We start from the raw sequence: 18,556 nt of genomic DNA on the forward strand, positions 1-18,556 counted from the left end.
CATTTCCATTTTGGATGCAGATTTTTCTTGACATTTTTTGTAAAACTAGCGAAAATAACTGTTATGGAGAGTTGGCAGAGTGGTAATGCAGCGGACTCGAAATCCGCCGACCCGGTTCATCCCGGCGCGCAGGTTCAAATCCTGTACTCTCCTTATGAAGAAACCAGAAGAACCCTTGACTATATAAGGAATGCTTATATAACAAGGGTTCTTGCGTTTTTTTAAATATAAGAAAGTGGAAGAAAACTAGAGAAAATAGAATGATTTTGCACCAATTTTGCACGAGATTATGAATTCATGCAAATAGCTCACCCATTGTCGTGCTAACAATTTGAGACTCTTTTTGTTCCATCTCATCAAGAATATGTTGATAAATACCTAACGTCGTTTCAATTTTTTTATGTCCTAAACGTCTAGATACGTATTTTAGATTAACACCTTGATAGATAAGAATTGATGCATGTGTATGTCGAAGTCCATGAAAGTTTATCGGTTGATCTATTCCAATTTTCTTTTGATGTTTCTTCAACGTTTTGTTTACTGCAGAGTTTGATATCAACTCCATATCGTCATTTAGGAAAACTAGGTTTTTCTTATTCTTTAGTATCCTACCAAAATAATATTCACGTTGATGTTTCTTTAATTGTTTTAAAAGGTCAAGCGTGAAGTCGTCAATAGTAATAAGGCGCATTGATTGGTAATTTTTTGTATTTGAAAAGTCCTGTTTGTATACATAGTCCCATGTCTTCTCAACCCTAACAGTTTTATCTTCAAAATCTATACAGTTCCAAGTCAATCCAAGAATCTCCGCATATCGCATTCCTGTAGCAATACCTAAAAGAATCATATATCTAGATACGTAGGTTGGCTTGATACCATCAATCAAAGAATTTGTGAGTTTTTTGGTTTCATTGTAGCTTAGGAATTTATCTCTATCTGATTTATCTGAAATACCACCACGAGATGAAACCTTATAAGTAGGGTCCTTGAAAATAATTCCTTCTTGCAGTGCATCTTGGATCGCTGCTTTCATATAGATGTGAATTTTTGAAACAGTGGAGGATCGTCGCGTTTTAGCGAATTCATTCAACTTCTGTTGGTATATTTTCCTATTCAAATCTTTAAGTTTTATTCCTTTGAAATTTGCTTCCGCAAATTTTATAGACTTTTCTATATCGGCATCATTTGCTTTAGAAAACTTTCCTTTTCTATAAACTTCATACCATTCTCGAAAATAAACAGGAAACTCCTGGTCAGCATCAGAAATTCTAAATCCTTCAGTTAGTTTCTTTTCAATAGCAGCAGCAGCTAGATGCGCTTCTTTTTTTGTTGCAAATTTTCCTTTTGTTTTTGTTTTATATTTACCATCAGTATCTTTATAAGAGACACGATACTGCCATCCGTTATCTTTCTTTTGAATACTAGCCATATTGATTCAACTCCTTAGTTTTGCTACAATAGGCATGACTAAATAAGCCTTACGTTTATTTGTGTCCAGCACGTCCTCGACCGCCAAGAAGAGGGACGTGTTTTTCTTATTAATCTAAATTATTAACAGCGTAATCAGCTTCTTCTTGTGTAAACTGACCTCCGTGTTCAGAAACTAATTGATCTCTAATACCTTCAGGAGACATTGACATGCTTTCTTGATAACTTTTCGCTTGTTCCAATGCATTAGCATTCCAATCAGCTTTAATGTTATCAATAGCGTATTGTGCCTCTTCAGCAGTAAACTGACCGCCATTTTCAGAAATTAGTTGATCATAAATTCCTTGTTTAGACATATGCATTGAATCAGAATAAGATTCAGCTTGTTCCAATGCGTTAGCATTCCAATCAGCTTGGATATTATCAATTGCATATTGGGCAGCATCAGGTTGAAATTGACCACCATACTCGGACACTAGCTGATCATAAATTCCTTGCTTGGACATGTGCATTGTATCTGAATATGATTTCGCTTGATTCAGTGCAGATTTAAATTCGCTAGAAACATTATCTTCTGACTTAGACTCTTTTTCAACAACAGTAGATGAACTTTCTTCTTTAATTGATGAATCCGTCGACTTATCTGCGACAGAAGAGCTGTTTGAAGGTTTTTCGGCAGCAGAATCATTATTACCACCAGATAAACCGTTACCCACTATTGCTATAAAGATAATAGCTAATACCCAAAACCAAACCCTTTTGTAAAATGGTTTCTTAACCTTGTACATTTTACCATCTTCGCCTCTAACTCTTTTTGCCATTTTTCTTTCCTCATTTCTTTGATATAATATATTTGTACAGTCTCAGAAATGAGTAGATCTTTTGGGAGCGGGAACTTCCAAAAGATTTTTTGTTTATCCAAAAATTTTAATAGGTTCCACGAATATAAACTCATTGTCGAATGTAAATTTATAGTTGCGATGATAATGATATTTACCGTATTTATTGAAATAGTGAATGAGAGTATCTTCAAAAAATTCGGGAGTTACGTTCAGGTGTTCGCTGCATTCATAAATGTTGTTGCATCCATTCAAAGCACAGTCTAAGAGATCATCAAGTGTGATCAGAATTTCAATACCATATCTTCTAGCTTTCCATTCTTCTTTCCAAGCCTCGGGATCTTTATAATTAAGAATATTTCCAATAGATCTTTTATGGTGACCAAATTCTTCAGCCAAAACAACCTTCTTTTTTCTACTTGATTTATTTTTATCTAAGTAAATCCGATTGTTTCTATAAAGACCTGTATATCCAGTGTCCTGTTCTAAAGGTAATTCTATAACTGGAATTTCAGTCGTAACCTTGTTTAAAAGATTTTCAAAATCATCCATCTGCAACCCTACTTATCATCAAATTTTTTATCTGCTTCATCTAAATATCGATTTAGATCTTCAAATTCTTTTTTAGATAACTTCCTATTAGGATCGTCAGAGTGAGCTGCGATTGTGAATAATTCTTTCTTCTGTTCTTTGAGTTCATTTTGAGCAAAATCATATACTCTTTTTTGGCGATCCATATTCAACTGGCTGTAAATAGAATCTATTGAAGACTTGCTTTCTTTGTAAGTAGTGTCAATATCACTTTTCATAATCCCAAAATAATCAGCGATTTTTTGAATAACTCCATGAGATGGATTAGAGCGCAAATTCATATAGTCACTCATAGTTGATGGAGAAATCCCAATTTCTTTAGCTAACTGTTTTTGGGTTATATTATTTTTTCTAATATAACTTTTTATATTTGCTGCAATAATGATATTCCTTTGTTTATCATCCATGTTGTCACCTCTTTATATTTCATATTATACGAAAAAATCGAATCAAAGTAAATATATAAGTACGAAAATTACGAATTTATTTGTTGACAATACGAAAAAATCGTATTATATTTGACTCATCAAATACAGAACTATGAGGAGGAAGTTGAATGAAGACCCTAAAAGAGTTGCGAGTGATGCATAGTTTGACTCAGGAAGAGCTAGCAGAACTTTTTGATGTTACTTCAAGAACTATTCAAAATATGGAAAAAGACTCTTCCAAAATAAAAGATAGTTTGCTTAGGAAATATATTGATGCTTTCGGTGTCAAGTATGATGAAATTTTTTTAGGTAATGAATACGAAAATTTCGTACATGAGCAAGATAAAAAGAAATCAATCATTTTGACCTTCAAAAGCAAACAAAGAAATTAGGGAGGGAGAAACACTATGTCTCAAACCATTGAAATCAATACACCGATTCAAATCTTAATACCTTCACATTTAAAAGTTGTGGAGATTGAAGAATATGAATCATTAAAGAAAAAAGATTTGATGGGTCAAACATGGACAATGGATGATCTTAAGGAACGACTGCAAACTACTGACGAAGATTGGATAAAGGAAAAAATCCTTTATCCAAACAGAGAAATACTAGATGTCAGGAACGGTGGTTTTGTTCGTTACTCAAAAGGCAAAGGGAATCCTTGGAAATTCAATGCTTTAGAAATGGCGAAGTATTTGCAAGAAAACTGGGCAAATATCATGTCAGATTGAAAGGAGGGATTTTGTGAATAAGAAATGGTTAGCTACGCTCCATGACAATCCATTGTATAAAGCACGTCAATTACAAGGGATTGCTTATGCCAGCTTATTGTTAAACGGTATTTTGTTAGCTATTTGTTTCCTATTAATGATTGGAGGGTAACCAGATGTTTAAAGAGAGAGAAATTATTTTCACTACTAATCGAATGTATGTTAAGCCATACACTCAAAAAATTAAGTCGATTATCTGGAATAAGTTTGAATCGACATGTGAAGTAGAGGATCGTTCATTTGATAGCGATGAGACACCAACGATTGCTTTATATTTCATTGTTTCAGATGATCAGTTTCAAAAGTTACAAATTGCCATCCCTAAGTTGCTACCGGATTTAGTAAGTAAAGGAGGAATTCAATATGAATAACGACAAGTTAGCCCTAACGTTAGCCGATAAGTTGATGGCAAAAGTCAACAGTTTGCTAGATGCAGAAGTTCGAACAATTACTGCCGATTTACAGGATACTCAAAAGGACATTGAAGCAAAACGCACGATCTCAATAAAGGTTGGAATCAAAGTCACTAGTGATCATCGAGGAATTACCATCGATGCAGAATCAAATCATGGATTACCGAAACGAGAATTGGAACCAGTTGTTTATCCAATTGATGTCAATAATTCTGGACAGATAAATTTGTTCGAAGATGAGTGAAAGCTGTAGGTGATGTAGATGTTATCGAAGGCGATCGAGTATTTGGAAAAGATGCCTGCAATTGTGATGCAGGTTCGTATGAGAAAACGTGGCGAGAATTATGTATACAGTATTGAAGCGAAGACTGAACGAGGTAGAGTAGAAACATTTCAGTTGCGCGGAAGGACTCTGTATCACCATATTTTTCATCTGGGAAAACCAACCGAAGAAAAGGTTCTTTTCCAGTTTTCAGAACAATAAAAAAAGCCGCCAAAATTGGCGACTTCTGAGAATGGTATAACTTATTCCCTGACAAGATAAGTATACCATCCTCAGACTATTTTTGCAAAAAACGCTGCTATTTCGGCGTTTTATCGTCCTTGTATTAGATACTAACTTAACGGACGTAGAAAATTCTGGGGTGTTTGTCATGAAGAAATCATTTGTTAGAGAACGCAGAGTGGAAGCAGGACCATATAAAGAAATTCGACTTTACAGTAGGACGATCGAGCAGGAACGAAAATGCAGAGAACCCAGAGGTAGGAGGAAAAAAGTAACTGGCTTATCTCAAGCAAGATGGAATCAAGCCCAAAGTAAAAGAAAGGCTGCATTGTTTCTATATGCAAATTTTGGAGAGAAAGATTACTATGCCACGTTCACTTATTCCGATCTGTTTCTCCCTGAAAAGCCTGCTGATGCCAAGCGTGATCAAGAAAACACTTTGAAAAAACTTAAAAGACTCTATGAGAAAGAAGGATTCGAACTCAAGTACATGTGGTTTACCTCTTATCAATACGATGAGGAAGTAGGCTATATCACTCGAATCCATCACCATATCGTTTTAAACAATGGACCATCAAGGGATGCAATTGAGAATGTTTGGTCTAAAGGTCGAGGAAAGAAGAAGCAGACTCTTGGTAGAAGGCAAGTGCAAAACATTCAATACGATTCAGATGGGATGCAAGGATTGGTCAATTATTTAACTGGTCAAGAAAAATGGGAAAATCGCCAGTGGAAGAAAGGTCAAAAGCGATGGTCCAAGAGTCGAAACCTGAAAGAACCACATGAAACCACCAATGATGATTATTGGTCATTTAGAAAACTAAATAAATTAGGTATGTCCAACGATGATGGAGCAGAGGAAATTCTTAAGAGGTTTCCTCAATACCGGATTTTAGGAGATATATTGAAAATCTACGATGAGGATCGTGGATGGTATTTCAAAATCGAACTGTTCAGAAATGATGATGGATAGAGAAAGAGGTAGAAATGGAAAGTAAACAAACGTATCTGGTCGCCTGTTTTGATAAATCAGATTGTATCGACACGATGCAGGAAGTTTTTTTGATGTTGAACATTGATGATCAAAACAAAGGGGAGTTTTCTCCATGTATTAAAACATTGGAAATTAAATCAGAAGTAAAGGAAATCCGATTTCTTCAAAATCAGCAAATTTGCGATGCTGTATCAAACAAGTTAAATGATCAGTCAGTATACACAGGAATAGTTAAGAGTGATCGGTATTCACAATTCGTTTGCTTTGAAGATAAAGCACACTATGAGCGCATTTACCGTAGAACACTAGATATATTTGGTCAAAATGACAAAGAAGGATTTATTACTAAACTAATGCAGAAAGTAGGTAGAAACGATGTCTTCAAGAAATTACCAAAATAGAGTAAACAATGATTTGGGCGATATCTTTGAAAAAATGATTGATCAAGGTTGTTGGTACTACAGAACAAAAGAAATTGCTTTAATTGAAAAAACGCCTGAACCGTTTCGTGTTAAGAAAATAATCGGCGATGGCAGCATGATCGTTTATCCGATTGGTAAAGCTCAACCAGATTATAAAGGCACTCTCTGGGATGGACGTGCCATTGTTTTTGAAGCAAAGATGACCACAACGGATCGATTAAAAAAATCAGTGATCACACCAAATCAGGCGGCCTTGTTGGATCTCCATCAAAAATTAGGAGCGATGGCAGGTGTTTGTTGCATGATCAAAAAGACCGTCGGGTTTATCCCATGGAGTGATTGGCAGAACATGAAAGCAAAATATGGCCGTCAGTACATTCTTGAAGAAGAGTTGGAAGACTATCAGGTTGCTACGCCGGGCTACATTGATTTTCTGAATAAAACGAATTGGTGATCCTATGGATGAAAGAATAACCAGTTTTAAAGTAGCACGTGTCGAATTCACCATGTTTTGCGAGGTACGAGGATGGACGGTTGAGTATTTTTCTAACAATCCCAAGAATTACCGTCAATACTATGCAAGATGTTACGTTCCGGAGAAGGCAGATACCTATCATTTTATTATTACACTTGCAGGGAAGTACTATCGCCTTCTCGGAAATAAGCAGTGGGAACCTTATGAATATGTGTATAAGCCAGCAGATGCAGGAGGTGATCAACATGAAACAGAACCAACAGGCGATGAAGCAGAAAGAACATGAAAAAAAGAAGCGTCACAGAGAACGTGCTTTAAAACTACAACGATTGCTTTATCTATCTAATCTTGATGATCGAGAGATTGATCCAATAAGCGAGGAAGAGTTGGAAGCATTGCGTGTTGAACTCTGGAGAGGGGAGCAATCCCATTTGCGAATTGTAGAGGTTCTTTACAAAGGCGAAGTGATTTTCACAGGTACTCGGAAAGACGTATGTCGGAAGTGCAAAAAAGCAAATCGAACGATGAGCGATTTATTACGTTATGGTCATGAAGATAAACAAGGAAGGACTTACCGCTATAAGGATTGGAGTGGAACCATTGACGATGGGGTTGATTACGATTAATCAAAATAATTGGAGGGAAATTCATGAATGAGTTAGTTGAATTAGTAGAACAATGGTCAAAAGAAAAAGGATTGGATAAAGCAGATTCTAGCAAACAAATGTTGAAAGTTGTCGAAGAAACTGGTGAAGTTGCAGCTGCATTAGCAAGAAACGATCAAGATGCACTAAGAGATGGTATTGGCGATGTAGTAGTAACCTTGATCATCTTGGCAATGCAAAATGATATGGACTTGTACGAATGCCTGAATTTTGCTTATGACGAAATCAAAGGACGGACTGGAAAGATGGTCAATGGTGTTTTCGTTAAATCCAGTGACCTGAAATAATTCCAGAATCGGAAGAAATAACATACTAGGAGGACTTAAAATGACTGAAGAGAAAAACCAGCTAGAAAAAAGAATTGAAGAACTGGAAAAGCTAGTAGAGAAACAGGAAACTCAAATTGAAAGATGCAGTCTAGCAGTTGAGCTTTTATTAGCTGGTCATCAAAAACAAGTATACAAAGCTTTACAAGGCTATGATTTAGGCGATTTCGAATATTGATTGGAGGAAGAATATGAACCAGAAGCAACAAATAGCAATAGAAAGAGGGAAAAAGGATTATTTGGAAACAGGCGATGTTTATAGTGCTGTTAGTAACATGATGTTTTATATAGATGCTCCACTGTCTGACAAAGAATGGGCTGCAGCTGTCATTGAATTTTTAACATGGGTCAAAGATCAGACAGAATGATTCCACAATCCACCAAAATAACCAACTAGAAAGGAGACGGAAAATGAAATTTTTAGATCTGTTCGCAGGTATCGGTGGTTTCCGTCTTGGAATGGAACAAGCCGGTCATGAATGTGTCGGCTTTTGTGAAATAGATAAGTTTGCTCGAGCAAGTTATAAAGCTATTCATAATACAGAAGGAGAGGTGGAGATGCATGACATCACATCAATTTCAGATGAGTTTATTCGAGGAATCGGAGATATCGACATTATCTGTGGAGGATTTCCGTGTCAGGCTTTCTCAATCGCTGGAAAGCGGCAAGGTTTCGAGGATACTAGAGGAACTCTCTTCTTTGAGATTGCAAGGTTCGCATCTATTCTCAGACCACGGTTTTTATTCCTTGAGAACGTCAAAGGACTGCTTAATCACGAAGGAGGGGCTACGTTCGAGACGATCCTCAGAGCCTTGGATGAACTTGGGTATGATGCGGAATGGGAAGTGCATAACTCTAAAGACTACGTTCCACAAAACAGAGAGCGAGTATTCATTATCGGACATCTTAGAGGAGAACGTACCGAGCAAGTATTTCCTTTCGAAAGAATCGACAGAACGATTGTTGAGTTACAAGGACAACAGGCTTACGCCAATACACTCACAACGAGAATCGAAGCGCAAGGAACAGGAACGTATGCTGCTGAACGTAAACAGCATGAAGAAAAAATAGCCATACCTGTTTTGACACCAAACAGATTGGAAAAACGACAAAAAGGTAGACGCTTCAAAAGTGATGGTGAAGAAATGTTTACTCTCACTGCCCAGGATCGTCATGGCGTCATGATTGTCGGAGGTCTTTATACGAATGATTCCGAAAAGTTTAGTCGTGGTGTGCTGCCTGGACTAAGCAGAACACTTAAGTCGCAGAACCATGATGCCGCAATTTTAATAAAAGAAGCAACTGCACAAGGTTACGCACAAGCCCTGCCAGGAGATTCAATCAATATCAGCCATCCAAATTCTGAAACAAGACGGGGGCGAGTTGGTAAGGGGATTGCCAATACTTTACTAACAGGAAAAGAGCAAGCTGTAGTTACAGAAGAATTTCAGATTCGAAAACTAACACCTAGAGAATGTTGGCGGCTGCAAGGATTCCCAGATTGGGCATTCGATCGTGCAAAAGAAGTTAACTCCGATAGCCAACTATATAAGCAAGCAGGCAACTCGGTTACTGTGCCAGTGATACATGATATTGCTAGAAGATTAGTCATCTATCCGACGAAATAAAAAAACTACTCTAAGGGAAGAGTAGTAAAAAATTAGAATTTAATTTTTTGAATCATTAATACCGTGTTTTACAGCAAGTCTAATGACCCAATATAAACAAAAACCAATGAAAATGTACCAAACTAAACTGAAAAGCCACATTTCAATCACTCCTTTTTTTAAGTATATCATTCAATGTTAAAAGTAGACCATTAAAAATTTAACTATGGTAAAGAGAGGATGTGGCAACACAATTATTTCCGCAATCGTCAGCGATAAATGAATGGAGGAACTTTATGTATCTAATAGGGGCGTTTATCATCACTTGTTTAACCAACATTTTTTTCTATCGTTGGTATACCAGTGAAATTGCGAAGGAACTAGAGAAAATGGAAACAAGAGTAGACAAAAAACTACTCTTGTTGAGAAGGAAAAATCATTGAACAAAATTCTTCGCCAAGATCTGAAATGCGCAATGATCCATGAACAGTAACAACTGTTAACTCTCTATCGATGAAAAAAGGATTTTTCTCGAAACGACTGATGCACTCTAATTTCTTATTTTTTAAGAAATGGGAGTTTTCAAAAGCATCGTACAAAGCTTGGTCAGCTTTATCTGCTAAAGCTTGTTGGGGTCTTACTTCAATTAATCCATATGATTCTAATGTTTGTAAGGAGGAATTAGAATTAATATACTTCGATCCACTCAATAAAATTAGGTTTTTAATGGTATCAACCCCCTGTCCATTAGGTCGTTGGACTCTAATATTAGCTGTAGGTACCGCCGTTAATGTGTATATTTTGGATAATAGATTAGCGTCTTTTGTAGTTAATTCAGATAGGATTGTTGAGAATCTTGGAGATGCTTTTTGATTTTTCCTGTTATCAACTAATCCCGCTAAAAGATTTGCGAAATATTCACGCATTTCTTCATCTTCAAGCTGATATCTAGAATCTTCCATAGTTTTTAAGGATAGTCCTAGTTTCGATATATCTCGATTTTCTGGTGGAATCTCATCGGTTTTTGTATTAATTTTTTTTACAAAATCTTGATATGATTTTTCGCTTGTGATATTGAGTCTACGTAAAGGACCCATCACATAGTTGGCAATGCCTCCTAAACCTTCTCCTATAGATTTTGAAGCAGGACCAAAGACGTTGGTTATCAGCTCTTTTGGGATAAGTTCAATATTAATTAGAGAGCTTTTTTCTTCTGACATTTGAGCACTTCCTTTTTTATAAAATTATATCAACAAAGAAGGTGAAAATCTATGAATTCAAAATTTTATAACTGTCAATTTTCTTATTTGAAGAAATTGATCAAGATAATCTCGTTACTTATTATAGGTGTGATTATTTTTAGTTGGCTATCCTATACAATAGTTGACCAGCAGAAACAAATTGAGCAGCTAGAACAGCAACTGCAGCATGAGCAGATGAAGTACAAGATTATTATCAATGATCCGTTGGTTAGGGATGCGATGGAAGCAGGGGGATAAATGATGGATTTTGCAGTGTTAGTAGCCGTGGCACTTTTTGCCACAGTATTCGCAAGTGTGATTTTTGGTAAAGAATTAGATGAAAAGGAGAAGAAAGCCATTGCCAAAGAAAAAATCGAAAGTAAAAAAGAAGAAGCGCAAGTTGCTAGAAAAAGCCAAGGAAAATGGAAAATTAAATAAAAAGGTCCTTGGTAAGACCTTGATGAGTTTGATCATCGATGAAGAACATCAACATGGCTCACATTTTGATAAATAAAAAAAGCCACTACCTTTTGAGTAAGTGACCTGTGACAAGACTATTTTACCATAAAGGGGTGGCGTTTGTGAGGTTTCAATGGCTAAAAGATTATCAAGAGTTAGAAAATCAAATACTTTATCTCAAGTGGAATCTTAACAAAAGTAAACTAGAGTTAGAACGCTGGGTCAGTGGGGACCTTTCAAATATCCGCCTTGAGAAGAATTCAAGATCAGCCCAGTTAGAAGAAAAAATAATGTTATTAGAAAAGGAAATTAACTTCCTTATTGAGCAGAAGAAGGAAACAACAACTTTGATTGAATCATTCGGAGGTCTAGATAACGATATAATTAGACTAAAATACATTGAGGGGAAAACATTAGAAGAGATATCTGAAGATTTATCCTACAGTTATTCCTATATTAAAAGTCGTCATTCTCAGTTAAGGAAGTCTCTTACTTTTGTAGATGAATATATTATCAACAAGACAAGGTTAAAATATAAGATCGCTATACAAGATCCAGTGATGGTGGATTTATAAAAGGTACTATGAAAGTACTGTACCTATTTTAAGCCGACATATTGATTTTTATAAGATATAGTAATAGCGTAGAAGAAACGGAGAGCCCATTGTTGGACTACTCACAACATTCCAAATACCGAAAGGAGGCAATCTCCTTATCGCGAAACTTCTTTGACGAATACAAAAAGCAGCACATTACTTTGAATCGAGGTGAAACTCCTCATTTCAAAATTTGCTAGTGCTGTCTTTTTGTAATTGTTTTCATCTCTATCATAGAGTATGCTTATCTTGAATGGAGGTGATACTATGAAAGCTGAAGTAATAATAAGCTCAAACGTAAAAAATTTTGAGGACGATCTAAACGAATTTCTATTTGAATTAGCACAAGAAGAAAAAGAAATAGTTGATATTAAGTATCAGACGTTATTAGATGAAAGCAGTGGTATTTCGTGTATTAATCATTCTGCTCTAGTCTTATACAAATAATAATCAGGACATCCAGAAGGGTGTCTTTTTTTATACATATTTTTAAGGAGGACCCGAAAATGAAAAGTTTAATTATTTGGCTACCAGATGGGCAAACTATGAAGTTCGAAGATGTAAAAGATTTTAAAGAAGTTTCAACAGATGATCTTGATTCGCTGCAATTTAACTATTTAGGTGTGTCAACCGGAGTAAGACGTAATGCGGTTTTCATTTATCCCAAGATTATGGGTTGGGCATTGGAAGAAAAATCATGAAGGAATATAGCAAAGTAAATGTATTAGGAACAGAGTACACAATATACAAAGATACATCTGAAATTGATAAGCCTTTCATGAGTGGTGCTGACGGACTGACGGACTTCACTACCAAAGAAATATTCATTGCAACACTTGATGATGGTAATCCAGATAACATGCAGGCTATGGAACATTACGAGAAGAGAACAATAAGACATGAGATCATTCATGCAACCTTATTTGAATCCGGACTGGATCACAATAGTAAATGGGGAAGAGATGAAGAAATAGTGGATTGGATTGCTATTCAGTTCCCTAAGTTATTAGATGTCTTTAAATCCGTAGACATTGAAACGTTTTAGTACCCCCACCCCTAAGAAAGGACCCCCTCTATTATGGCACTAAGAGCGGATAGACAAGGACCCCACCGGGTAGCCTTTGAGAAGAACAAGAAGATACTGATGAAGACCCAGAACACTTGTGGGATTTGTGGTAAGCCTATTGATAAAACTATGAAGGCACCGCACCCTTTGAGTCCAGTAGTTGATCACATAGTTCCAATCAATAAAGGTGGTCATCCATCAAGCATTGACAACCTGCAGCTGGCCCATTGGACATGCAACCGACAGAAGTCTGACAAGCTTTACACAACCAAGGACGAAGCACCGAAAGTTATCGGTAATAGAAACCTTCCACAAAGCGCTGATTGGGCTTCTTATGGCGGTTAAATAATTTGTATTAATCATACGAAAATATTTTTAAAACCTGATACGCGCAAAAGGAGAGGGGGGTGGGTACCCCTCCGGCCATGTGGCTGAGCTTCACGCCGTCACTGTACATATTTTCTCGCGCGATATTTTGAAAGGAGCAAAATAATGGATTTTTATGGCATTGATTACTTAAGGAACAAGCTGTCCACGCATAAAATTCGTGTTGATATGCGGTATGAACAATACGATATGAAAAAGAAAGAATCGAGTTTCGGTATTACCATTCCATCAGAAATAAGAAAAAAGTATCGGTCAGTTTTAGGGTGGTGTGCTAAAGGTGTTGATTCACTTGCGGATCGTTTAGTATTTCGTGAATTTGACCATGATGATTTTGAAGTGAATGAAATCTTTGAAGCAAATAACCCAGATGTCTTTTTTGATAGCTTGGTTTTATCTTCGTTAATCGCTTCTTGCTCATTCGTTTATATTTCAAAAGGAGAGGGCGATATTCCGCGACTGCAGATTATAGAAGCAAGCAACGCAACTGGGGTTATTGATCCAATCACTGGATTATTAAACGAGGGTTACGCAGTGCTTGAAAGAGATAAAGATGGAAATCCTGCAATTGAAGCTTATTTTCTTCCGGGTATTACGCATTACTATTACGCTGATAAAAATATACCGGATGAACCTATTGAACATAGTTTTGATTATCCATTGTTAGTGCCGGTGATCCACCGTCCAGATGCAGTACGGCCGTTCGGTCGTTCTCGAATCACACGATCAGGTATGTATTATCAATCGCTTGCCAAACGTACTTTGGAACGTTCTGATATAACAGCAGAATTTTATTCCTTTCCACAAAAATACGTGTTGGGGACAGATCAAGATTCAGAACCGTTGGATACTTGGAAAGCAACAATTTCGGCGATGCTTGAATTTACTAAAGGTGAAGACGGTGGCAGTCCTACGGTTGGTCAATTCACGACTTCTAGTATGACACCTTTCACAGAGCAATTGAAAACGGCGGCTGCTGGTTTTGCTGGTGAAACTGGACTGACCTTGGATGATCTGGGATTTGTTTCGGATAATCCGTCATCGGTTGAAGCGATTCGAGCTAGTCATGAAAATTTAAGACTGGCAGGACGTAAAGCACAACGATCGTTAGGATCTGGAATATTGAACGTAGCATTTATTGCTGCTTGTTTACGTGATGAATACCCCTATTTTAGATATCAGTTCGCTAAAACAATTATCAAGTGGGAACCATTGTTTGAAGCTGATGCCAATACACTCACGTTGATCGGCGATGGCGCAATCAAAGTGAATCAAGCTGTTCCTGGTTATATCAACGGTGCAACAATTAGGGATTTAACCGGAATCAAAGGTGGCGATATCGATGGATAATGATATTGTTCCTGCATTATTAGAAAAAATCAAAAATGATTTTAGTGAGCAGACAATCAACAGTCAGAAGTTGAAGTCTGCTTTTTCTTTGCTAAAAAATCGTAAGGCCACATACAAAAATGTAAATGAGTTTTCTATTGAAATTGGAGAAATATTAGCAAATGTATTAGGCAGCAATATCAGCATTGACATACTTCCAGATGGGAAAATGTATTTTAATATTGCCGATCGGGTGCTTAATGAAACACTGAAAAATAATTACGATTTGATTTCAAATTTTGCTATTGATGTTCAAGAGCAGTTAAACAAAGAAGCTGCAATTAAAATTAAAGGTCAGAAACCTGATTTCAACCAAGATAGGGTGAATGGACTTATAAACAAGATATCAGCAGCAGAAGATTTCGATACTGTTAAGTGGCTATTAGGAGAACCAATCGTAAATTTTAGTCAAAGCGTTGTTGACGATGTCATTAAAGCAAATGTTGATTTTCATGCAAAGTCAGGTCTTAGACCAAGAATAAACAGAACCCTTGTTGGTCATGCGTGTGACTGGTGTAGAAAACTAGCGGGATCATTTGATTATTACGATTTACCAGATGATATTTACAGAAGGCACGAAAGGTGTAAATGTATAGTCGAATACAAACCAGGCGATGGGCGAAAACAAAATGTTTGGTCAAAAACATGGTCTGATCCACAAAGGGAACAAAAAATTCAAAATAGGAAAAGTCTTAATTTGAGAAAGGATGTGTGATCCAATATCTCCCAGCGACAGGGTTATCATGCATGATCGAGATTGAAAGGGGATAGTTTATGGCTACTAAAGTAAAATTTGGTAATCAACATCCTACTCAATCGGTAATTCTTCCATATGATAGATCTGTATCTCAAAGAGCGGTTGAAAGATACCAAAGAACTGGACGAAATTGTTACGATTGGCAAATTGATATGCTTGAGCCTCTTTTAGCCATCGATGAAGATGATTTGTGGGTTCACCAAAAGTTTGGTTTCTCAATTCCACGGCGAAATGGTAAAACCGAAGTTATTTACATCGTTGAATTAGATGCGCTTGAAGAAGGGTTAAGTATATTGCATACGGCTCACAGGATCAGTACGTCCCATGCTTCATATGAGCAGGTGAAAAAACTGCTTGAAGATTCGGGATATATTGAGGGCGAAGACTTCAATTCAATCAAAGCCAAAGGCCAAGAACGATTGGAGTTGTATGCGACTGGCGGCGTGATCCAGTTTAGAACAAGAACATCTAGCGGTGGTCTTGGTGAAGGATTTGATCTGCTTGTAATTGATGAAGCCCAAGAATATACCACTGAACAAGAATCAGCGTTGAAGTATACCGTAACCGATAGCAAAAACCCAATGACGATCATGTGTGGTACACCACCTACCCCGGTATCTAGCGGTACTGTTTTTACAAGTTATCGCGACAAAACGCTGTTTGGTAAATCGAAGTATTCTGGTTGGTCCGAATGGTCAGTTGAGGATATGAAAGATATCCATGATGTCGAGGCTTGGTACAATTCCAATCCTTCATTAGGTTATCATTTGACGGAAAGAAAGATTGAAGCGGAACTTGGTGATGACAAACTCGATCACAACGTGCAGCGTTTAGGGTACTGGCCGAAGTACAATCAAAAATCTGCTATTTCTGCTAGTGATTGGTCAAGATTGAAAGTAGTAGCTTTGCCTGTATTGAAAGGACCTCTGTATGTTGGTATCAAGTATGGGAATGATGGTCAGAATGTTGCAATGAGTATTGCGGTTAAAACTTTATCCGGAAAAATATTCGTTGAAACAATTGATTGTGTGTCTGTAAGAAATGGCAATCAATGGATCATTAATTTCTTGAGAAAAGCTAAAGTAAATGCAGTGGTTATTGACGGTGCCGGCGGTCAAAATATCCTAACCAAAGAAATGGCAGATTTTAAACTCAAGGATCCAGTGCTTCCTAAAGTATCCGAGATCATTACCGCCAATTCGTTGTGGGAACAGGGAATATTCCAACAAACCATTTGCCACAAAGATCAACCGTCACTAAGTTCGGTAGTTACGAACAGTGAGAAGCGTAATATCGGAAGCAATGGTGGATTTGGTTATAAATCGCAATTTGATGATAGAGATATCTGTTTAATGGATAGTGCGCTATTAGCGCATTGGGCTTGCAGTATCAAGAAGCCCAAGAAAAAACAACAAAAAAGGTATTAGACGATTATTTAACGGTAGTCGTTTTTTAATACGCAAAATTACCGAACTGCCGGGCAAGCAGGAGAAAGGAAGTTTGAATTATGACATTCAAAGCAATTGAAACACAAGAGGAACTGGACCGTATTATCCAGGAGAGATTGAATCGTGAAAAAGGAAAGTTTGCTGATTACGATGAAATCAAAACACGTAATGCTGCATTAGAAACAGAAGTAGATGCATTGAAATCAACTATCGAGGAAACAAGCACTGCCGCTAAGACTCATGAGCAAACAATAGCTGATCTAAATAAACAAATTGCTGAGAAAGAAACAGTAAATTTGCGCACTAGAATTGCATTACAAAACGGATTGCCTATTGATTTGGCGGATCGTTTGATTGGTTCTGATGAGGAAAGTATCAAAGCAGATGCAGAACGGTTAGCAGGTTTCGTAAGCAAGAAACAAACGCCGCCACCTTTGAAAAATACTGAAAAGAATTTGGATGAAGGCAAAGATGGCGCATATAAAAATCTAATTGAAAATCTTAATTTAGAAGGAGAATAATATTATGCCAACATTATCAAAAGGAAGTTTATTTGATCCAGAATTAGTTTCAGACCTTATCAACAAAGTGAAAGGCAAAAGCTCACTGGTTACTTTATCTCAACAAAAACCAATTCCGTTTAACGGTCAAAAAGAATTCACTTTCACTATGGATTCTGAAATCGATATCGTTGCTGAAAATGGCAAGAAAACACACGGTGGAATTTCTATTGCACCTTTGACTATCGTACCAATCAAAGTCGAATACGGTGCACGTATTTCTGATGAATTCTTGTATGCTTCAGAAGAAGAACAAATTGATATTGTAAAAGCGTTCAATGATGGTTATGCTCGCAAGCTTGCTCGCGGTTTAGATTTGATGGCGTTCCACGGAATCAACCCACGTACTGGCTCAGCATCAGCGATTATCGGTACAAATCATTTTGATGGAAAAGTAACTCAGACAGTTGACTTTAATGAAGCAGATCCAGATGTAAACATTGAAACAGCTGCTTCGATGGTACAAGGTTCGGAAGGTGTAATTTCGGGTATGGCGATGGATCCGCAGTTTTCATCTGCTTTAGCAGCATATAAAGTTAACGGAGTTAAACAGTTTCCAGAACTTGCTTGGGGTGCGAATCCTGGAGCTGTTCGCGGAATTCCAACAGATATCAACCGTACAGTTTCTAACGGCGGGGATGACTTAGTTTTGATTGGAGATTTCGCTTCTATGTTCCAATGGGGATACGCAAAAGAAATCCCATTGGAAGTTATCAAATATGGTGATCCAGACAACAGTGGCCAAGACTTGAAAGGTTACAACCAAGTGTACTTGCGTTCTGAAACTTATTTGGGTTGGGGAATTATGGATGGCAATAGCTTTGCTCGTGTGATTAAACCAGCAGCAGGAGGCGGACAATAATGCAATATAAAAACACAAAAACAGGGGTTACTTTTAGTAGCCCTTGCGTTGTTTCTGGCGGTGATTGGGTCTTGTTGAAAGATGAGCCAAAAACTGATGAGGAACCAAAAGCTCTGAATGAAGTAGAAATTGAAAATACTGACGATGAATCTGAAACACCAGCTGCTACTCCAGAACAACAAGCCGATGAAAAAGATGAACAAGTGGCTGGATTAGAAGGCATTACTAAAAAGCAAATCATGCAGGAATTAGATGCATTTGGCATCAAGTATAACCCTAGCTCTAAAAAGCAAGAATTGTACGATTTGATGATGCAAGGGAAGTGAT

The 18,556-nt window shown here is 37.1% G+C and carries 32 protein-coding genes and 1 tRNA gene; 28 read left to right on the forward strand and 5 right to left on the reverse strand.

The window, feature by feature from the left end:
* Positions 1-65 precede the first annotated feature (65 nt).
* Positions 66-153: transfer RNA gene (locus tag IGJ12_RS04725), tRNA-Ser, on the forward strand.
* A gap of 142 nt (positions 154-295) precedes the next feature.
* Here IGJ12_RS04725 and IGJ12_RS04730 read toward each other — a convergent pair.
* The 4 genes from IGJ12_RS04730 to IGJ12_RS04745 all read right to left on the reverse strand — a co-directional run bounded on the left by IGJ12_RS04730 (position 296) and on the right by IGJ12_RS04745 (position 3,265).
* Positions 296-1,429, reverse strand: coding sequence for a tyrosine-type recombinase/integrase (locus tag IGJ12_RS04730; protein WP_428219188.1), 1,134 nt, complete (start codon positions 1,427-1,429; stop codon positions 296-298).
* Positions 1,430-1,538: 109 nt separating this feature from the next.
* Complete coding sequence (locus IGJ12_RS04735; protein ID WP_430619402.1) at positions 1,539-2,249, reverse strand: Ltp family lipoprotein; 711 nt, start codon at positions 2,247-2,249, stop codon at positions 1,539-1,541.
* Between the two features lie 93 nt (positions 2,250-2,342).
* Positions 2,343-2,819 (reverse strand): ImmA/IrrE family metallo-endopeptidase, encoded by a 477-nt coding sequence (locus IGJ12_RS04740; protein ID WP_430619403.1) that lies wholly within the window; start codon positions 2,817-2,819, stop codon positions 2,343-2,345.
* A gap of 8 nt (positions 2,820-2,827) precedes the next feature.
* Positions 2,828-3,265, reverse strand: coding sequence for a helix-turn-helix domain-containing protein (locus IGJ12_RS04745; RefSeq protein ID WP_144316751.1), 438 nt, complete (start codon positions 3,263-3,265; stop codon positions 2,828-2,830).
* Positions 3,266-3,414: 149 nt separating this feature from the next.
* Between IGJ12_RS04745 and IGJ12_RS04750 the strand changes: the two genes are divergently transcribed.
* The 14 genes from IGJ12_RS04750 to dcm all read left to right on the forward strand — a co-directional run bounded on the left by IGJ12_RS04750 (position 3,415) and on the right by dcm (position 9,488).
* On the forward strand, positions 3,415-3,678 hold the full coding sequence (locus IGJ12_RS04750; RefSeq protein WP_142964690.1) for a helix-turn-helix transcriptional regulator: 264 nt from the start codon (positions 3,415-3,417) through the stop codon (positions 3,676-3,678).
* Between the two features lie 15 nt (positions 3,679-3,693).
* The gene (locus tag IGJ12_RS04755; RefSeq protein ID WP_041120560.1) at positions 3,694-4,020 is read left to right on the forward strand and encodes a DUF771 domain-containing protein; all 327 of its coding nucleotides are present in this window, start codon (positions 3,694-3,696) and stop codon (positions 4,018-4,020) included.
* A gap of 13 nt (positions 4,021-4,033) precedes the next feature.
* Positions 4,034-4,171: a hypothetical protein gene (locus IGJ12_RS04760; RefSeq protein WP_179190645.1), complete on the forward strand. Its 138-nt coding sequence runs from the start codon at positions 4,034-4,036 to the stop codon at positions 4,169-4,171.
* A 4-nt stretch (positions 4,172-4,175) separates the two neighbouring features.
* Entirely contained in the window at positions 4,176-4,430 is a 255-nt protein-coding gene (locus IGJ12_RS04765) for a hypothetical protein (protein ID WP_041120557.1), read from the forward strand.
* Positions 4,423-4,716, forward strand: a complete 294-nt coding sequence (locus IGJ12_RS04770; RefSeq protein ID WP_041120554.1) for a hypothetical protein — start codon at positions 4,423-4,425, stop codon at positions 4,714-4,716. The genes IGJ12_RS04765 and IGJ12_RS04770 overlap by 8 nt, the downstream gene beginning before the upstream one ends.
* A 409-nt stretch (positions 4,717-5,125) precedes the next feature.
* Positions 5,126-5,950 carry a rolling circle replication-associated protein gene (locus IGJ12_RS04775; protein ID WP_430619404.1) on the forward strand — a complete coding sequence of 275 codons (825 nt, stop codon included), beginning with the start codon at positions 5,126-5,128 and terminating at the stop codon, positions 5,948-5,950.
* Positions 5,951-5,964: 14 nt separating this feature from the next.
* Positions 5,965-6,372: a hypothetical protein gene (locus IGJ12_RS04780; RefSeq protein WP_375826518.1), complete on the forward strand. Its 408-nt coding sequence runs from the start codon at positions 5,965-5,967 to the stop codon at positions 6,370-6,372.
* Positions 6,347-6,847 carry a Holliday junction resolvase RecU gene (locus tag IGJ12_RS04785; protein WP_430619405.1) on the forward strand — a complete coding sequence of 167 codons (501 nt, stop codon included), beginning with the start codon at positions 6,347-6,349 and terminating at the stop codon, positions 6,845-6,847. The genes IGJ12_RS04780 and IGJ12_RS04785 overlap by 26 nt, the downstream gene beginning before the upstream one ends.
* A gap of 4 nt (positions 6,848-6,851) precedes the next feature.
* Positions 6,852-7,154: a hypothetical protein gene (locus IGJ12_RS04790; protein WP_196044482.1), complete on the forward strand. Its 303-nt coding sequence runs from the start codon at positions 6,852-6,854 to the stop codon at positions 7,152-7,154.
* Entirely contained in the window at positions 7,114-7,494 is a 381-nt protein-coding gene (locus tag IGJ12_RS04795) for a hypothetical protein (RefSeq protein ID WP_249665599.1), read from the forward strand. Before IGJ12_RS04790 ends, IGJ12_RS04795 begins: the two co-directional genes overlap by 41 nt.
* A gap of 23 nt (positions 7,495-7,517) precedes the next feature.
* Complete coding sequence (locus IGJ12_RS04800; protein WP_269924012.1) at positions 7,518-7,820, forward strand: MazG-like family protein; 303 nt, start codon at positions 7,518-7,520, stop codon at positions 7,818-7,820.
* Positions 7,821-7,860: 40 nt separating this feature from the next.
* Positions 7,861-8,037 carry a hypothetical protein gene (locus IGJ12_RS04805; RefSeq protein WP_430619406.1) on the forward strand — a complete coding sequence of 59 codons (177 nt, stop codon included), beginning with the start codon at positions 7,861-7,863 and terminating at the stop codon, positions 8,035-8,037.
* Between the two features lie 13 nt (positions 8,038-8,050).
* Positions 8,051-8,227, forward strand: coding sequence for a hypothetical protein (locus IGJ12_RS04810; protein WP_430619407.1), 177 nt, complete (start codon positions 8,051-8,053; stop codon positions 8,225-8,227).
* Positions 8,228-8,270: 43 nt separating this feature from the next.
* Positions 8,271-9,488 carry a DNA (cytosine-5-)-methyltransferase gene (dcm, locus tag IGJ12_RS04815; protein WP_430619408.1) on the forward strand — a complete coding sequence of 406 codons (1,218 nt, stop codon included), beginning with the start codon at positions 8,271-8,273 and terminating at the stop codon, positions 9,486-9,488.
* Between the two features lie 392 nt (positions 9,489-9,880).
* Here the strand turns inward: dcm and IGJ12_RS04820 are convergent, their stop codons facing one another.
* On the reverse strand, positions 9,881-10,687 hold the full coding sequence (locus IGJ12_RS04820; protein ID WP_430619409.1) for a DUF4393 domain-containing protein: 807 nt from the start codon (positions 10,685-10,687) through the stop codon (positions 9,881-9,883).
* 51 nt (positions 10,688-10,738) lie between these two features.
* On the opposite strand from IGJ12_RS04820, the gene IGJ12_RS04825 reads away from it, so the two are divergent.
* From IGJ12_RS04825 to IGJ12_RS04885, 13 genes are all read left to right on the forward strand, one after another.
* Positions 10,739-10,966 (forward strand): hypothetical protein, encoded by a 228-nt coding sequence (locus tag IGJ12_RS04825; protein WP_430619410.1) that lies wholly within the window; start codon positions 10,739-10,741, stop codon positions 10,964-10,966.
* Positions 10,967-10,969: 3 nt separating this feature from the next.
* Positions 10,970-11,146, forward strand: coding sequence for a hypothetical protein (locus IGJ12_RS04830; protein WP_430619411.1), 177 nt, complete (start codon positions 10,970-10,972; stop codon positions 11,144-11,146).
* A gap of 143 nt (positions 11,147-11,289) precedes the next feature.
* A complete protein-coding gene (locus IGJ12_RS04835; protein WP_375826525.1) occupies positions 11,290-11,742 on the forward strand; it encodes a hypothetical protein in 453 nt (150 codons plus the stop codon).
* A 288-nt stretch (positions 11,743-12,030) separates the two neighbouring features.
* Positions 12,031-12,210, forward strand: a complete 180-nt coding sequence (locus tag IGJ12_RS04840; protein ID WP_375826526.1) for a sporulation protein Cse60 — start codon at positions 12,031-12,033, stop codon at positions 12,208-12,210.
* A gap of 59 nt (positions 12,211-12,269) precedes the next feature.
* A complete protein-coding gene (locus tag IGJ12_RS04845) occupies positions 12,270-12,464 on the forward strand; it encodes a hypothetical protein (RefSeq protein ID WP_156237036.1) in 195 nt (64 codons plus the stop codon).
* Positions 12,461-12,808, forward strand: a complete 348-nt coding sequence (locus IGJ12_RS04850; RefSeq protein WP_375826527.1) for a hypothetical protein — start codon at positions 12,461-12,463, stop codon at positions 12,806-12,808. Before IGJ12_RS04845 ends, IGJ12_RS04850 begins: the two co-directional genes overlap by 4 nt.
* 33 nt (positions 12,809-12,841) lie before the next feature.
* The gene (locus tag IGJ12_RS04855; RefSeq protein WP_154694554.1) at positions 12,842-13,174 is read left to right on the forward strand and encodes an HNH endonuclease; all 333 of its coding nucleotides are present in this window, start codon (positions 12,842-12,844) and stop codon (positions 13,172-13,174) included.
* Positions 13,175-13,321: 147 nt separating this feature from the next.
* Complete coding sequence (locus IGJ12_RS04860; protein WP_428219171.1) at positions 13,322-14,563, forward strand: hypothetical protein; 1,242 nt, start codon at positions 13,322-13,324, stop codon at positions 14,561-14,563.
* Positions 14,556-15,317, forward strand: coding sequence for a hypothetical protein (locus IGJ12_RS04865; protein WP_430619412.1), 762 nt, complete (start codon positions 14,556-14,558; stop codon positions 15,315-15,317). Before IGJ12_RS04860 ends, IGJ12_RS04865 begins: the two co-directional genes overlap by 8 nt.
* Positions 15,318-15,376: 59 nt before the next feature.
* Entirely contained in the window at positions 15,377-16,786 is a 1,410-nt protein-coding gene (locus IGJ12_RS04870; protein ID WP_430619413.1) for a DEAD/DEAH box helicase family protein, read from the forward strand.
* Between the two features lie 80 nt (positions 16,787-16,866).
* Positions 16,867-17,328, forward strand: a complete 462-nt coding sequence (locus IGJ12_RS04875) for a capsid assembly scaffolding protein Gp46 family protein (RefSeq protein ID WP_430619414.1) — start codon at positions 16,867-16,869, stop codon at positions 17,326-17,328.
* Between the two features lie 4 nt (positions 17,329-17,332).
* The gene (locus IGJ12_RS04880; protein ID WP_430619415.1) at positions 17,333-18,229 is read left to right on the forward strand and encodes a phage major capsid protein; all 897 of its coding nucleotides are present in this window, start codon (positions 17,333-17,335) and stop codon (positions 18,227-18,229) included.
* Positions 18,229-18,555: a hypothetical protein gene (locus tag IGJ12_RS04885; RefSeq protein ID WP_430619416.1), complete on the forward strand. Its 327-nt coding sequence runs from the start codon at positions 18,229-18,231 to the stop codon at positions 18,553-18,555. The genes IGJ12_RS04880 and IGJ12_RS04885 overlap by 1 nt, the downstream gene beginning before the upstream one ends.
* Position 18,556 lies beyond the last annotated feature (1 nt).

Origin of the sequence: Enterococcus sp. DIV0802b (assembly GCF_050543535.1) — a bacterium.
Taxonomy (GTDB): Bacteria; Bacillota; Bacilli; order Lactobacillales; family Enterococcaceae; genus Enterococcus_D; species Enterococcus_D entomosocium.